Annotated in this window: 12 protein-coding genes; 6 read left to right on the plus strand and 6 right to left on the minus strand. The window is 61.2% G+C overall.

Translation table 11 applies throughout. The features are described from left to right. Positions 1-243 precede the first annotated feature (243 nt). The gene (gene tex / locus ACYVIT_RS06685) at positions 244-2,634 is read right to left on the minus strand and encodes an RNA-binding transcriptional accessory protein Tex (protein ID WP_415806325.1); all 2,391 of its coding nucleotides are present in this window, start codon (positions 2,632-2,634) and stop codon (positions 244-246) included. 139 nt (positions 2,635-2,773) lie between these two features. On the opposite strand from tex, the gene ACYVIT_RS06690 reads away from it, so the two are divergent. Further along, on the plus strand, positions 2,774-4,984 hold the full coding sequence (locus ACYVIT_RS06690) for an ATP-dependent DNA helicase (protein WP_415806326.1): 2,211 nt from the start codon (positions 2,774-2,776) through the stop codon (positions 4,982-4,984). A gap of 120 nt (positions 4,985-5,104) precedes the next feature. On the opposite strand, the gene ACYVIT_RS06695 is transcribed toward ACYVIT_RS06690, so the two are convergent. Further along, complete coding sequence (locus tag ACYVIT_RS06695; protein ID WP_415806456.1) at positions 5,105-5,899, minus strand: outer membrane protein assembly factor BamD; 795 nt, start codon at positions 5,897-5,899, stop codon at positions 5,105-5,107. A gap of 109 nt (positions 5,900-6,008) precedes the next feature. On the opposite strand from ACYVIT_RS06695, the gene ACYVIT_RS06700 reads away from it, so the two are divergent. The 5 genes from ACYVIT_RS06700 to phaR all read left to right on the plus strand — a co-directional run bounded on the left by ACYVIT_RS06700 (position 6,009) and on the right by phaR (position 11,062). Then, entirely contained in the window at positions 6,009-6,983 is a 975-nt protein-coding gene (locus ACYVIT_RS06700) for an RluA family pseudouridine synthase (RefSeq protein ID WP_415806327.1), read from the plus strand. Next, positions 6,971-7,759, plus strand: a complete 789-nt coding sequence (pgeF, locus tag ACYVIT_RS06705) for a peptidoglycan editing factor PgeF (RefSeq protein ID WP_415806328.1) — start codon at positions 6,971-6,973, stop codon at positions 7,757-7,759. The genes ACYVIT_RS06700 and pgeF overlap by 13 nt, the downstream gene beginning before the upstream one ends. A 135-nt stretch (positions 7,760-7,894) precedes the next feature. Further along, the gene (locus tag ACYVIT_RS06710) at positions 7,895-9,517 is read left to right on the plus strand and encodes a PHA/PHB synthase family protein (protein WP_415806329.1); all 1,623 of its coding nucleotides are present in this window, start codon (positions 7,895-7,897) and stop codon (positions 9,515-9,517) included. Positions 9,518-9,666: 149 nt separating this feature from the next. After that, on the plus strand, positions 9,667-10,404 hold the full coding sequence (phbB, locus tag ACYVIT_RS06715) for an acetoacetyl-CoA reductase (protein ID WP_415806330.1): 738 nt from the start codon (positions 9,667-9,669) through the stop codon (positions 10,402-10,404). 91 nt (positions 10,405-10,495) lie between these two features. Then, positions 10,496-11,062, plus strand: coding sequence for a polyhydroxyalkanoate synthesis repressor PhaR (phaR, locus tag ACYVIT_RS06720; protein WP_415806331.1), 567 nt, complete (start codon positions 10,496-10,498; stop codon positions 11,060-11,062). Positions 11,063-11,121: 59 nt separating this feature from the next. On the opposite strand, the gene ACYVIT_RS06725 is transcribed toward phaR, so the two are convergent. From ACYVIT_RS06725 to cphA, 4 genes are all read right to left on the minus strand, one after another. Next, entirely contained in the window at positions 11,122-11,472 is a 351-nt protein-coding gene (locus ACYVIT_RS06725) for a BON domain-containing protein (RefSeq protein WP_415806332.1), read from the minus strand. 71 nt (positions 11,473-11,543) lie between these two features. After that, positions 11,544-11,708 carry a DUF1328 domain-containing protein gene (locus tag ACYVIT_RS06730; protein ID WP_094820350.1) on the minus strand — a complete coding sequence of 55 codons (165 nt, stop codon included), beginning with the start codon at positions 11,706-11,708 and terminating at the stop codon, positions 11,544-11,546. A 32-nt stretch (positions 11,709-11,740) separates the two neighbouring features. Then, positions 11,741-11,941 (minus strand): CsbD family protein, encoded by a 201-nt coding sequence (locus ACYVIT_RS06735; RefSeq protein ID WP_094820351.1) that lies wholly within the window; start codon positions 11,939-11,941, stop codon positions 11,741-11,743. A gap of 158 nt (positions 11,942-12,099) precedes the next feature. Next, the gene (gene cphA / locus ACYVIT_RS06740) at positions 12,100-14,691 is read right to left on the minus strand and encodes a cyanophycin synthetase (RefSeq protein WP_415806333.1); all 2,592 of its coding nucleotides are present in this window, start codon (positions 14,689-14,691) and stop codon (positions 12,100-12,102) included. Between the last annotated feature and the right edge of the window lie 6 nt (positions 14,692-14,697).

The raw sequence follows: 14,697 nt of genomic DNA on the forward strand, positions 1-14,697 counted from the left end.
CAGTCGCCCAGTGTAACGCGTCGGCGTGACAATTCGGCCGGGCAGCAGCCGGACGGACTGGATGGCGGTACTTTGGAGCGCGGGGGCCGTGAATCTCGATTGATTCATGGAGGCGCGCTCTGATCGATGTACTTCGTCAGGGAAAAGAGCCCCCAAAAGATGAACGGAATTTCAGCTTTTTGGGGGCGCTCGTGGGGCTATCCCGCCCCTGTGTTTTGTCGAGACGGCGGACAGTCTGACGGATCAGCGTTTGAGCTTGGCGAAGGCGTCGGCCATGGCGCTGTTACGCGGCTCGTTGCGGCCAGCATCGGCCTGAGGGCGACGGCCACCGCCGCCGGCTCCGCCGTTGCGTGCCGCGCCGTTGCCGCGTGGCGCGTCATTGCCGCCACGGCGCGCAGGCTGGGCCGTGTCGTTCAAACGCATGGTCAACGCGACGCGCTTGCGGGCGGCATCGACTTCCAGCACTTTGACGCTGACGGTTTGCCCCACGCGCACGACATCGCGCGGATCCTTGACGAATTTCTCCGCCAAGGCCGAGATATGCACCAGACCGTCTTGATGCACGCCGATGTCCACGAACGCGCCAAAGTTGGCCACGTTGGTGACGACGCCTTCGAGCACCATGCCGGGGTACAGGTCGTTCAGTGTTTCCACGCCTTCTTTGAACTGGGCAGTCTTGAACTCGGGACGCGGGTCGCGGCCGGGTTTTTCCAACTCGGCGAAAATATCGCGCACGGTAGGCAGACCAAAACGATCGTCCGTAAAGTCGGACGGCGATACGCCCTTGAGCGCCTCGCGTTGGCCGATGATCTGCTGGACGTCGGTCTTGATTTTGGCGACGATGCGTTCGACCACGGGGTAGGCCTCCGGGTGCACCGCCGAGGCGTCCAAGGGGTTGGCGCCATTCGGGATACGCAGGAAGCCGGCAGCCTGTTCAAAGGCCTTTTCACCGAAGCGAGGAACCTTGCGCAGTTGATCCCGCGTGGGGAATGCGCCATTTTCGTCGCGCCAGGTGACGATGTTTTTGGCCAGCAGGGAATTCAGCCCCGACACACGCGCCAACAGGGCGGCCGAAGCGGTGTTCACATCGACGCCGACGGCGTTCACGCAGTCCTCGACCACGGCGTCCAGCGAGCGGGCCAGCTCGCGTTGATTGACGTCGTGCTGATACTGACCGACGCCGATGGCTTTGGGATCAATCTTGACCAATTCGGCCAACGGGTCTTGCAGGCGGCGGGCAATAGACACGGCGCCGCGCAGCGTGACGTCCAGATCGGGGAATTCCTGCGCGGCAGTTTCCGAGGCGGAATACACCGATGCGCCGGCTTCGGAGACGACGACACGAGTCAGTTTCAGATCGGGGAACTGGCTCATCATGTCGCCCACCAGTTTTTCGCTTTCGCGCGAGGCTGTGCCGTTGCCGATGGCGATCAGCTCGACCTGATGGCGGGCTGCCAGGGCGGCCAGCGTGGCGATCGTGCCTTCGCGGTCACGGCGCGGCTCGAACGGATACACGGTGGCGGTATCGACGACCTTGCCGGTGCGGTCGATGACGGCGACTTTGCAGCCGGTGCGGATGCCGGGGTCCAGGCCCAGCACAGCCTTGGGGCCGGCCGGTGCGGCCAACAGCAGATCTTTCAGATTGGCGGCGAATACGCGGATCGCCTCGGCTTCGCCTTCTTCGCGCAGGCGGCCAAACAGCTCGCTCTCGAACGCGGTCAAGAGCTTGACGCGCCAGGTCCAGCGGCAGACTTCGCCCAGCCAACGCGAGCGCGGCGAGGCATCCAGGGCGAACAGGCCATTGCCGAGTTTCAGGAAACTGGCCACGCGTGCTACGCAGGGGTGCGGCGTCTGAGCCTCTAATTCCGCCTCCAGTCCCAGGCGCAGTTCGAGTACGCCTTGTTGGCGGCCGCGCATGAGCGCCAGGATACGGTGCGAGGGCAGGGTGCGCACCGGTTCGTTGAAGTCGAACCAGTCACGGAAATTCGCGCCTTCGGCTTCTTTGCCTTCGGCGACCTTGGCATACAACAGTCCGGTGGACCACAAGTGGTCGCGCATGTCGGCCAGCAGATCGGCGTTTTCGGCGTAGCGCTCGGCCAGGATGTCGCGCGCACCGTCCAGGGCAGCCTTGGCGTCGTTGATCGAAGCCTCGGGATTCAGGTATTGCGCCGCCAACTCGGCAGGGTCGCAAGCCGGATCGGCCAGAATGGCATCGGCCAAAGGCTCCAGGCCGGCTTCGCGAGCGATCTGGGCACGGGTGCGGCGCTTGGGTTTGTACGGAGCGTACAAGTCTTCCAGGCGTTGCTTGGTATCTGCGGTAGCAATTTCCTGTTGCAATTCGGGCGTAAGTTTGCCCTGTTGCGTGATGGATTCCAGGATGGCGCCGCGCCGCTCTTCGAGCTCGCGCAGGTAGCCCAATCGGACTTCTAAGTTGCGTAGCACCGTGTCGTCCAGGCCGCCGGTCGCTTCTTTGCGGTAGCGTGCGATGAAGGGCACGGTGGCGCCGTCGTCCAGCAACTCGACGGCAGCGGCGATTTGGGAGGGGCGGCTGCCCAGCTCGGTGGCAAGCTGGGCAAGAATACGGGCTTGGTCGACGCTGGGCGCAGTGCTCGTGGTGGCGGAAGTGTCAGGCATCTCGATACGGCTGCAAAGGGAAATCAAGGGCCGGATTTTGCCACAAGGCGGCGACAGGGCGCATGTCGAGGGCTATTTTGAGCACGTTGCCCTGGGGGCTCGGGGTATCATTGAGCGCCCCTAATCGTTGATGTGATTGATGCTAGATCTGGATATTTCCGAGTTTTTTGCCGTTGACGGTCCGTTGAGCAAGGCCTTGCCTGGCTATAGCCCCCGTCCGGCCCAGGTCGAACTGGCACAGGCGATCGGCCAGGCCATCACCGATCGCGCGACCCTGGTGGCCGAGGCCGGGACCGGTATTGGCAAGACCTGGGCCTATCTTGTGCCCGCCATGGTGGCTGGGGGGAAAGTCGTCATTTCGACAGGAACCCGCACGCTGCAGGACCAGTTGTTTTCCCGAGATTTGCCGCGTGTGCGCGCTGCCTTGGCCGCGCCCGTGACAGCGGCGCTGCTCAAGGGGCGGGGTAATTATGTCTGTCACTATCACCTGGATCGCCTGCAAGGCGACGAGCGCGCGCTGAAATCCCGTACCGAGATTTCGCAACTGCGCCAGATCCAGGTCTTTGCTGGCATCTCCAAAACCGGCGATCGCGCCGATCTGGGAAAAATCCCCGAAGACGCCGATATCTGGAATCGAGTGACGTCTACGCGCGAAAACTGTCTTGGCCAGGAATGTCCGCGCATCCGGGATTGTTTTGTGGTGAAGGCCCGGCGCCAGGCCCAAGACGCCGACATCGTGGTCGTCAATCACGCTTTGTTCATGGCCGATCTGGTATTGCGCGAAGAAGGCGTGACCGATTTGCTGCCCGAAGCGGACACGGTGATCTTTGACGAGGCGCATCAGTTGCCGGATACCGCAACGCGATTTTTGGGCAGTAGTGTCTCGACCCATCAATTGCTGGATTTCGGCCGCGCTCTGGAGGTCGCAGGGCTGGCATACGCGCGCGAAGCCGCAAAATGGGCCGATGTCAGCCGCCATGTGGAAACCACCGCCCGTGAGTTGCGCCTGGTCTGTGCGCCCTTGGATCAACTGCCGGGGCGCAAGGCGACCTTTGAGGCCATGCCGGACGCAGAGCAATTCGATGCCGCGCTGGCCGCGCTGCGCCAAGCAGTCGAGGCCGCCACGCGGGCATTGGCGGGCGTCGCGGAAAAGCATCCCGATCTGGCTGCCGCTGCCCGCAGTGGCGCAGACATTGCATTGCGCCTGGCAAAGTGGTCGACACCCGCCAGGGACGGCGCCGACGGGCGGCTCGGCGTTCAGGATGACGATGCTGCGGCCGGCCATGGATCCAGTGTCACGCGTGACTCAACACTGGCCGACGAGGGGTGGGGACTGGACCTGCAAGCCCTCGCGTCGGCTCAGCCGCAGACTGGCGAAGAACTGATTCATGCCGCTGAAAATTCGTCGGCTCCATCTGCGGATGACGGTATGTCCACCGCTCGCGCTTTACTGCAAGGTGCTGCGGCTGCACGGTTGTTTAGCGGTCCGGCGGTGCGCTGGGTGGAGCACGGGCAGCATCATGTCCGGCTGCATTCCGCCCCCTTGTCGGTGGCTCAGGCGTTCTCCAAGTTTCGCAAACCCGGTCAGGCCTGGATCCTGACTTCGGCGACGTTGTCGGTGCAGGCGGACTTTGGCCACTACACTCGTCAATTAGGACTAAATGACGCCCGGACAGGGCGCTGGGAGTCCCCTTTCGACTATACCAACCAAGGGTTGTTGTTTGTGCCGCGCGATATGCCCGAACCGCAATCGCCGCGTTTTGCCGAGCGTTTTGTACAGACGCTGATACCGCTGCTCGAGGCCAGCCCGGGCGGCACCCTGGTGCTGTGCACGACCTTGCGCGCGGTGGATCGTGTGGCCGCGTTGTTGGCCGAGACGTTCGAGGATCAGGGATACGATTGGCCCTTGCTGAAGCAGGGCGATGCGACGCGCCGCGATCTGTTGGAGCGCTTTTGCAAGCTCGAGCATCCGGTGCTGGTCGGCAGCGCGACATTCTGGGAAGGTATCGACTTGCCTGGCGATGTGCTAACCCTGGTCGCCATCGACAAGCTCCCCTTTGCACCGCCGGATGATCCGGTGATCGAGGCCCGGCTGCGCGCCTGTCGAGAGCGCGGCGGCAATCCCTTTGCGGAATATCAATTGCCCGAGGCGGCAATTTCGCTGAAACAAGGCGCCGGCCGCCTGATTCGGACTGAAAGCGACTGGGGGGTACTCATGGTCGGGGATGCCCGTCTCGTCGAAAAACCCTATGGCAAGCGTTTGTGGCGTGGCTTGCCGCCATTTTCCCGGACGCGGGATATGAACGAGGTTCTGGCGTTTTACGCCCGCCGCGAGCAGGGCGATTACTGAGCGTTTCCCGGGCAGCCACGTGGCAGGGGTCAGACCGCGAGTGCCGATATCGGCTCGGTTCCGGATAAATGCAATGTGCCGCCCATTGGGCGGCACATTGTCATATCGACTGGGCGGAGATCATTTCCACGAGAACGGGTTCCACCAGCTCTTGTCGGTCAGCAGCGTTTGTTCGTTCATGGTGCTGTCCGGATAGTTGGTCTTGAGCACGCGCTGGGCGTCGTTCTGGAGGTCAGTCATTCCCAGCTTGCCATACGAGGCCGACATGATGACCAGGGCTTCTTCGGAGGCGGGAGCGCCCTCGAAATCGGTGATCACGGTCTGGGCACGGTTGGCCGCTGCGATGTAGGCGCCGCGCTCGTAGTAGTAGCGCGCGACATAGACCTCGTTCATGGCAATGGCGTTGACCAGCCATGTCAGGCGCTGTTGGGCATCGGGCGTGTACTTGCTCTGGGGAAAGCGCTTGATCAATTCGTTGAAAGCGTCGTAAGAGGCCCGCAACCCTTTTGGATCGCGCTCTGCAGGGTCCTGGCCCGTCAGGTTGCTCATGAATGCACTGGCAGGGGTGAAGTTGATCAGCCCTTTCAGGTAGAGCATGTAATCGGTGCCAGGATGATTGGGGTACATCTGCTGGAACCGGTCGATGGCGGCAAGCGCCTGTTCGTTTTCGCCGTCTTTCCAGTTGACGTAGGCCAGGTCGATCAGGGCTTGCTGAGCATAGACCCCGAACGGATATCGGCTTTCAATGGCGGTGAGCCGGTCGCGCGCATCGTTCCAGCCGCCGGCGTCCATTTCGGCTTTGGCGTCGGTGTACAACTGTTCCGCGCTCCAGCCGGCGGTCTTGTCGTACTTGGTGTCGGTGCCGCTGCAGCCTGCGACAGTCAGAGCGACGGACAGCGCGATGGCCGCGCGCAGGAGCGAGCCGCGTAGAGCAGGGCGGTTCGAGAGGGCAGCAGTGCGGAAAATCACGAGATACGTTTCCTTGGTGTTAGGATGGCACGGCTGAATTATATGATCTTGCTTCATGTCCCATACAGACGCCCTTGCCGTTGACAGTGCCAGCTTCGCGGCAGATGACGAACCTCAGTGTATTACTGTGCCGCCCGGCACGCGAGCGGACCGCCTGGACAAGGTCCTGGCCGCCCTGCTGGACGGGCATTCGCGCAGCCGTCTGCAGGGATGGATCGAGGCCGGCTGGGTCCAGGTCAATGGCGCGGCCGCCAAGGTGCGCCAGGTGGTGGGGCCCGGCGACGTCATCGCCGTCTGGGAACAGCCCGCCCCGGAAAGCCTGGCGTTTACGCCCGAGCCGGTCGAATTCGGGGTCGTGGACGAAAGCCCCGACTGGATCGTCGTGAACAAGCCCGCGGGGCTGGTGACGCACCCAGGCGCCGGCAACTGGCACGGCACGCTGCTCAACGGCCTGCTACACAGATATCCCGAGCTGGCCCGGGTGGCGCGCGCCGGGATCGTGCATCGCCTGGATAAGGATACCTCCGGTTTGATGGTGGTCGCGCGTAACGACTTGGCACAAACTCATCTGGTTCGACAACTTCAGGCGCGCAGCATGGGCCGGGAATATATCGCCCTGGCTCACGGCTGGCTGAAGACGGCTGGTGTGGTGGATCGTGCGATCGGCCGTGATGCGCGCGTGCCCATCCGCATGAGTGTCGAGCGCCCGATCGCTCCGAAACCGGCTGTTACCCACTATTCCCCTTTGAGACAAGGCCGCGCGCCTGCGGGAGAGCCGGTGACTGAGGTGGTTTGCCGCCTGGAAACGGGGCGTACGCACCAGATCCGCGTGCACTTGGCCAGCCTGGGACATCCGTTGTTGGCCGATACGATTTATGGTGGACGCGAGGCCGCCGGTGCGACACGGCAGATGTTACACGCCCGCGCCTTGCATTTTGATGATCCCAGCGGCCGAGGCGATGCCGTTTTTCGTGCCGACCCGCCTGACGACATGAGACAAGCCCAGGAAGCCACACAATGGAACGCGTGATTCACGGATTGCCCGTTGTTACCGGCCCGCAATGGCCAGGCGTGCACTATTTCTGTACCACGCGAGCCGGCGGCGTAGGCGTATCGCCGCACGACACTCTGAATCTGGGGCTGCGCGCCAACGATTTGCCGGAGACCGTACAGGAGAATCGCCGCCGTGTGCGCGCAGCCGTTCCTGCCGATCCCTTGTGGCTGCGCCAAATCCATGGCACTGAGGTGGTCGATGCCGACAATCCTCCTTCGGCAACGGATGCGGGGGCGACGGAGTTTGCTGCGGACGCCAGCGTGACCTCAGCCCCCGGGCGGGTATTGGCCGTCATGGTGGCGGACTGCCTGCCCGTGTTCATGACGGATCTGGATGGCACAGTTGTCGGAGCTGCTCATGCCGGTTGGCGTGGGCTGGCTGGCGGGGTCCTGGAAAACACCTTGCGGCAACTCCGCGCCAAAGCGCCGGCCGCACGTGGCTGGCGTGCCTGGGTCGGGCCCGGTATCGGCCCCGACCATTTCGAGGTCGGAGAGGATGTACGCGAGGCCTTTGCCTCTGGTGGTCCGCAGGCCTTGGCCTGCTTCACGCCTCGTGCCGGGCATCCTGGAAAATGGTTGGCAGACCTTCCTGCGCTCGCGCTATTGCGGCTGCGGCGGGCAGGGGTTGAGGACGTGCATGCTTCTGGACTGTGTACGGTGTCGGATCCCGCGCGCTTTTTCTCATACCGGCGCGACGGCACGACAGGCCGCATGGCGCTGCTCGCGTGGCGCGACAGTTCGTTTTCGGTATAAACCCGAGTTCTTGTATACCCGCATTGACAGCCTCAGGGGCGCCATGCACCATCGGGCTGTCACGCAGGTGATTTAATCTCGCGGGGAGGCAGGTCGCTGCTGCATTCCTGCTCCAGACCATAACAAGGTGTCGAAGTGAACGCCCCTATTTCCGCTGCTTGGCCCGTCCCGGTTAGCGTGGCGCCGGACGCGCTGGCAGATATCCAAGCCGACTTTTCGCGAGAGTGGCTGCGTATTTGCGACGAGGCGCAGCGTGGCGTCCTGGCGCCGCCTGCCGATCGGCGTTTTCGTGGCGCGGCGTGGGCTGCCAGCCGCCAGCATCTGCTGATGGCGCACGCGTATTTGTTATCGGCGCGGGTGCTCTCGCGTATGGTCGACGCGGCGCAAGTGGGTGAGCCGCTGCGCAACCGGCTGCGCTTTTCCATCATGCAATGGGTGGACGCGTTGTCGCCGTCGAATTTCCTGGCTTTCAACCCTGACGCACAACAGTCGATCATTGACACGGCGGGGCGGGCGTTGAGTGACGGCCTGGCCAATCTGGCCAATGATTTGCGCAAAGGCCGCATCAGCCAGACTGACGACAGCCAATTCGAGATCGGCCGCAATGTGGCCACGACGCCGGGTCAGGTCGTATTCCAGAATCCGCTGTTCCAGTTGATTCAATACACACCGCAGACGGATACGGTCTACGCGCGTCCGTTGGTGATCGTGCCACCCAATATCAACAAGTTCTATATCCTGGACTTGCAGCCGGCCAACTCGTTCGTGCGCTATGCGGTTGCGCAGGGGCACACGGTTTTCATGGTGTCGTGGCGTAATCCGCTGTCGAGCGATCGGGACGGCGTCGATCAGGCCACGTGGTCCGAGTATCTGGATAATGCGGTGCTCAAAGCCCTGCAGGTGGCCAGCGACATTTCTGGACAGGATCAAGTCAATGCATTGGGGTTTTGCGTGGGGGGCACGATGCTGGCATCGGCGTTGGCCCTGGCCCAGGCACGCGGTGAGCATCCTGCCGCGTCCTTGACGCTATTGACCACGATGCTCGACTTTCATGACACCGGCGTACTGCAAGTTTTCGTCGACGAAGCCCATGCCATGCTGCGCGATCAGCAGATCGGCCAAGGCGGCTTGATGGCAGGCCGCGATCTGGCGACGACATTCTCGTTTCTGCGGCCGAATGAGCTCGTGTGGAACTATGTTGTGGGCAATTACCTGAAAGGGCAGACGCCGCCTGCATTCGATTTGTTGTTCTGGAACGGCGACAGCACCAACCTGCCGGGGCCCTTTTTCACGTGGTATTTCCGTAATACCTACCTGGAAAACAATCTCAAGGTGCCTGGGCGCGCCCGTGCCGGCGAGGTCGCATTGGACCTGACCCGCCTGAAAATGCCGGCCTATTTGTACGGTTCGCGCGAGGATCACATCGTGCCTTGGACCTCTGCCTATGCGTCAACGCAGTTGCTGCGTGGGCCGCTGCGTTTTGTGCTGGGCGCGTCCGGCCATATCGCCGGCGTCATCAATCCGCCCGAGACCGGCAAGCGCAATTACTGGGTCAGTGAGGATGCGGCCTTGCCAGGCGACCCCGGCGTATGGTTTTCGCAAGCGACCGAGCATGCTGGCAGCTGGTGGCCCGATTGGTCGCAGTGGTTGGCAGAGCATTCCGGCGCCAAGCGCCGCGCGCCCGTCAAAGCCGGGAATACCCGCTATGTGCCGATCGAGCCGGCGCCAGGCAGCTACGTTAAAGTTCGAGCCGCCTGAGGCCGCTCGACAGGTTCTTTTTGATGGATGGGAGTCTTTTAGATCAACAGTGAGTATGCGCAGCAAGCAGTCTTTATCGAATAAGCAATCCGGCAGTATCAGTAGCAGGTAGTACGTTATTGAGGCGCTCAGTGCGCAGGAGGAAGGATATGAGCGGGAAACTGGCATACGTTACGGGTGGTATGGGCGGCATAGGCACGGCGATCTGCCGCCGATTGGCCAAAGACGGGTTTCGCGTAGTGGCCGGCTGCGGCCCGAGCCGCAACTATCAACAGTGGCTCGATGAGCAGGCTGCCCAGGGATTTACCTTCCATGCATCGGTCGGCAATGTATCCGACTGGGACTCCACCGTGGCCGCGTTCGAGCGCGTGTCCAATGAATTGGGCCCTGTTGATGTGTTGGTCAACAACGCGGGGATTACCCGCGATGGCTTGTTTCGCAAAATGTCCGCCGATGATTGGCGTGCGGTGATCGACACCAATCTGAACAGCTTGTTCAATGTGACCAAGCAGGTCATCGAAGGCATGGTCGAGCGTCAGTGGGGCCGTATCATCAACATCAGTTCGGTCAATGGGCAGAAAGGGCAGTTCGGACAAACCAATTACTCTACGGCCAAAGCCGGTATTCACGGCTTTACGATGGCTCTGGCCCAAGAGGTCGCCAGCAAAGGCGTGACGGTCAATACGATCTCGCCAGGATATATCGGTACGGATATGGTGCGCGCCATCCGCCCGGATATGTTGGAGAAGATCGTCGCGACGATCCCGGTGCGCCGTCTCGGAACCCCCGAAGAAATCGCTTCGATGACGTCATGGCTGGCTTCAGATGAATCTGGTTTTTCGACGGGCGCCGATTTTTCGCTCAATGGCGGCCTGCACATGGGCTGATGAGAGACGAGCCGGAAAGCATGTGCAGGCGTTCCGGCTTACACTAGGAATACTTCAAAGCTAAAGAGATCGCCCGATCTCGGGGACAACCATGACGCAAGCTCAAACTGGCGCCGGTCAGCGCCTGATTAAAAAGTACCCCAATCGTCGTTTGTACGATACCCAGACGAGCACCTATATTACGCTGGCGGACGTCAAACAACTGGTGTTGGCGAACGAGGAATTTCAGGTGGTCGACGCCAAGAGCGGCGACGACTTGACGCGTAGTATCCTGCTGCAGATCATCCTCGAAGAAGAAAGCGGTGGCATGCCGATGTTTTCCTCGAACATGCTGTCGCAGATCATTCGTTTCTACGGCCACGCCATGCAAGGCATCATGGGCTCATACCTGGAAAAGAATATCCAGGCGTTCATGGAAATTCAGCAACGCATGGCAGAACAGTCCAAAGGCTTGTACGGCAGCCAATTTGGTCCCGAGGCCTGGGCGCAATTCATGAACGTGCAGACGCCGATGCTGCAGAACATGATGAACAACTACATTGATCAAAGCAAAAATCTGTTCGTGCAGATGCAGGATCAAATGCAAGACCAGACGCGTGCCATGTTCTCTTCGTTTCCGTTTACGCCGGGCAGCGGCCAAGGCGGCGGCCGGAAGTAGGGAAAATGGCGTCAGACCCGATGCGCGGAGTCATCTTCGTAGTCTGACGCCTTTATCTGCTATTTCTTTTCAGCTTTGCTTGGGTCGACCTTGATGCCGTTCTGCACTTGCTTGACGCCTTCGACATCACGCGCCACCCGGGCAGCCTGTTCGACCTCGGCCTCGGTGCCTACGGTACCGCTGAGCACGACCGTGCCATCAGTGGTCTCGACGGCGATGTCCAGCGCGCTCAGCGTCGAGTCGGCGACAAGCGCGCCTTTGACTTTGGTCGTGATGACCGTATCCGATGCGTATTCACTAACAGACTGTTTGTTTGTATCGCCCTCGGCAGCATGAACGGCTGTGCCCACGGCGCCGAACATGGCACCGGCGCCGATGGCCGTGGCAATGATCAGTTTACGCATGTTCATAGAAATGCTCCTTCTACATAGCGATGACGTGGCATCGGGGGAGGGCGCGGCCGACTATGGCCGCGCATGGTCTACTTCTTTCTAAGCACACCGCTCAATATGGACAGCACCGCCAGGATCAAAAACACGAAGAACAGGATCTTGGCAATGCCAGCAGCACCGGCGGCAATACCGCCAAAGCCCAAGACGGCGGCGATGATAGCAATCACGAAGAATACGGCAGCGTAATACAGCATTTTGGATTCTCCTCGAAGTTGCAATTAGCCCATTAGCGGTTGGCGTCGAAAAAAGTGCGGACTTCCTTTTCGGCTTCTTCCTTGGTCTTGCCGTAACGTTCCTGGATCAAACCGCTCAGCCGTTCAGCATTGCCTTCAACGCGAGTCAATTCGTCGTCGGTCAGTTCGCCCCAGGCCGCCTTGGCTTTACCGGTCAATTGTTTCCACTTTCCTGCAACGATATCGTTGTTCATAGTGATCCTCCGGGTTGATGAGCGTATTACCACCCTACGAGCGACCCGGGCGGGCTGTCAAACGATGCTGTTGGTAAATGTAAATAGGGCCGCAGCGATTCCCGTGGTGAAACACGGGAGCGCTGCGGCCTCGGGCGCAGTTACTGATTAGTAATGTTTTATGCTGTTTTGATGGACGAGTGTAACGATATTCTGCGCTGGAGATGCGCCAGCGCTTCATCCACCTGATCTACCAGCACCAGGCACAAATCGCCCTCTGACAGGGAATCCAGCGCAGTATCGATCGCCAGAAATTCACCATGGATTTCCTGCACATGGCGGGTGCGGCGTGCGGCGCTCAAACCCTCGCGCAATAATGCCAGGACTTCCCCGTCGGCCCGGCCACGCTGACATTGATCCTCGTACAGCACGACTTCGTCAAAGGCATCGCCCAGGATTGCGGTCTGCAGTCGCAGATCCTCGTCTCGCCGGTCTCCGGCGCCGCTGATCACTACGCTACGCCGTCGAGCCGGCATGGCCTCGATCGCTCGCACCAGCGCCTGGATCGCATCGGGATTATGGCCATAGTCGGCGATGACAGTTGCCCCCTTGTAGTCGAACACATTGAAGCGGCCGGGCACGGTCATCGCATCACTGACAAATGTCGCGAGTCCCGAGCGTATAACGGCCCAATCGATGCCGAGAGACCACGCAGCCGCCATCGCAGCCATGGCGTTATCCACCTGAAATCCGATGCTGCCGTTACGCGTCAGAGGTATATCTCTGAGCGAAATCGTGATTTCGCTATCGTGCTGCGCAGCGATGATGGCGGGACCGTCACGGTACACCACACGGTGTCCTTGGGCGCGATGCGTGCCGATCAAGGGATGCGTCGGATCATCGGAAAAATACACTACCGTCCCGGGACACGCGACCGCCATCTTGGCGACGGCAGGGTCGGTCGCATTCAGTACCGCAGCGCCGCCCGCATGCACGTGCTGCACAATCACGCGTTTGACGACCGCCAGATCTTCCACAGTACTGATATAGCCCAGCCCCAAATGGTCGCCCATGCCCAGATTGGTCACGATGGCGACATCACAGCGGTCGAAAGCCAGGCCCTCGCGCAAAATGCCGCCACGCGCAGTTTCGAATACGGCCGCATCGACATCGGGATGAGCCAGGATACGGCGCGCGCTGCGAGGGCCGCTGCAGTCGCCAGTATCGATGCAGCGCGAGCCGACATAGACCCCATCGGAATTGGTCATGCCAACGCGATGGCCCGCACTGGCAAGCAGGTGCGCCGTCAATCGCACCGTCGTCGTTTTGCCGTTGGTGCCAGCCACTGCCACGACAGGGATACGGCCGTTATCGCCATCGGCAAACATGCTGGAAATAATCGCCTCACCGACTGTGCGGCCTTTGCCGAACGAGGGATTCAAGTGCATGCGCAGACCCGGCGCCGCATTGACCTCGACGACACCCCCATGTTGTTCCTCAAGGGGCAGTTGCACGGTCTCGGCAACCACGTCTACGCCGCAAATATCCAGCCCTATCATGCGCGCAGCCGTCACGGCGCGGGCCGCCAGTTCCGGATGGACTTCGTCGGTCACATCCGTTGCCGATCCGCCGGTGCTGAGATTGGCGTTATGGCGCAAGGTGATCAAAGTGCCGGCGGGAGGAATCGAATCGGCGTCATAACCCTGATTTTGCAGCGTGGCCAACGCGATGTCGTCAAAACGGATTTTCGTCAATGACGTGGCATGGCCATCGCCGCGCAACGGATCGGCGTTCACTTGCTCGACCAGTTGGCGGATGGTGTGGCGTCCGTCGCCTGTCACGCGAGGTGGATCTCGGCGTGCGGCCGCAACCAGGCTGTCTCCCACCACCAGTAATCGAAAGTCGTGGCCAGGAATGTAGCGTTCAACAATGATTTCGTCGCTGATCTCGGCGGCGACTTCGTATGCGGCAATGACCTGCGCGCGGCTCTCGATATTGACCGCGACGCCGCGCCCCTGGCTGCCGTCCCGAGGCTTGACGACGACAGGACCGCCCAACTCCTGTGCCGCTTGCCACGCAGATTCGGCGTCTGATACAGAACGCCCTCTGGGCACGGGGACGCCCGCCGCATGCAATAGCATTTTGGTCAGGTCTTTATCTTGCGCGATGGATTCTGCGATGGCGCTTGTCGCATCCGTTTCTGCGGCTTGAATACGGCGTTGACGGCTGCCCCAGCCGAATTGCACCATGCTGCCCTGCGTCAAGCGGCGAAAGGGAATATTGCGCGCCAGCGCCGCATTGACGATAGATCCTGTACTGGGTCCCAGTCGCACGTCTTCGTCCAGCTCGTGAAGTTCGGCCAGCACGGCCGGCACGTCAAACGGCGAGCCCGACAACACGGCCAACAGCAATTGCGTGGCTGCCTCCATGGCGCGCCGCCCCACGTCTTCTTCGCTGTACTCGACGACGACCTGGAACACGCCGGGTTCTACCGTGGCGGCTGTACGCCCGAATGTCACCGGGCAACCTGCGTGGGCTTGCAGCGCCAGCGCAGTGTCCTGCAAAACGTGAGCGATAGAGAGGGCGCCATGATGACCGTCGGGACGCAGCCGGCCGATCTGAGGAAATCGAGCACGTAGCTCGGCTTCGAAATGAGGCAGATATTCGTCGATGGCGCACTCGGCATCGTCACAGGTGACAATGGCTTCGATAGCGGTATTGCGGCTCCACAAATTGGGGCCGCGCAGGGCGCGAATACGGGAAACTTCCATGGCCTA

It is taken from the genome of Bordetella muralis (genome assembly GCF_054781015.1).

Bases quoted from the DNA above. Each gene is read 5' to 3' on its own strand.
- tex (WP_415806325.1), bottom strand. From the start codon at position 2,634: ATGCCTGACACTTCCGCCACCACGAGCACTGCGCCCAGCGTCGACCAA.
- ACYVIT_RS06690 (WP_415806326.1), top strand. From the start codon at position 2,774: ATGCTAGATCTGGATATTTCCGAGTTTTTTGCCGTTGACGGTCCGTTG.
- ACYVIT_RS06700 (WP_415806327.1), top strand. From the start codon at position 6,009: ATGTCCCATACAGACGCCCTTGCCGTTGACAGTGCCAGCTTCGCGGCA.
- pgeF (WP_415806328.1), top strand. From the start codon at position 6,971: ATGGAACGCGTGATTCACGGATTGCCCGTTGTTACCGGCCCGCAATGG.
- phbB (WP_415806330.1), top strand. From the start codon at position 9,667: ATGAGCGGGAAACTGGCATACGTTACGGGTGGTATGGGCGGCATAGGC.
- phaR (WP_415806331.1), top strand. From the start codon at position 10,496: ATGACGCAAGCTCAAACTGGCGCCGGTCAGCGCCTGATTAAAAAGTAC.
- ACYVIT_RS06725 (WP_415806332.1), bottom strand. From the start codon at position 11,472: ATGAACATGCGTAAACTGATCATTGCCACGGCCATCGGCGCCGGTGCC.
- ACYVIT_RS06730 (WP_094820350.1), bottom strand. From the start codon at position 11,708: ATGCTGTATTACGCTGCCGTATTCTTCGTGATTGCTATCATCGCCGCC.
- ACYVIT_RS06735 (WP_094820351.1), bottom strand. From the start codon at position 11,941: ATGAACAACGATATCGTTGCAGGAAAGTGGAAACAATTGACCGGTAAA.
- cphA (WP_415806333.1), bottom strand. From the start codon at position 14,691: ATGGAAGTTTCCCGTATTCGCGCCCTGCGCGGCCCCAATTTGTGGAGC.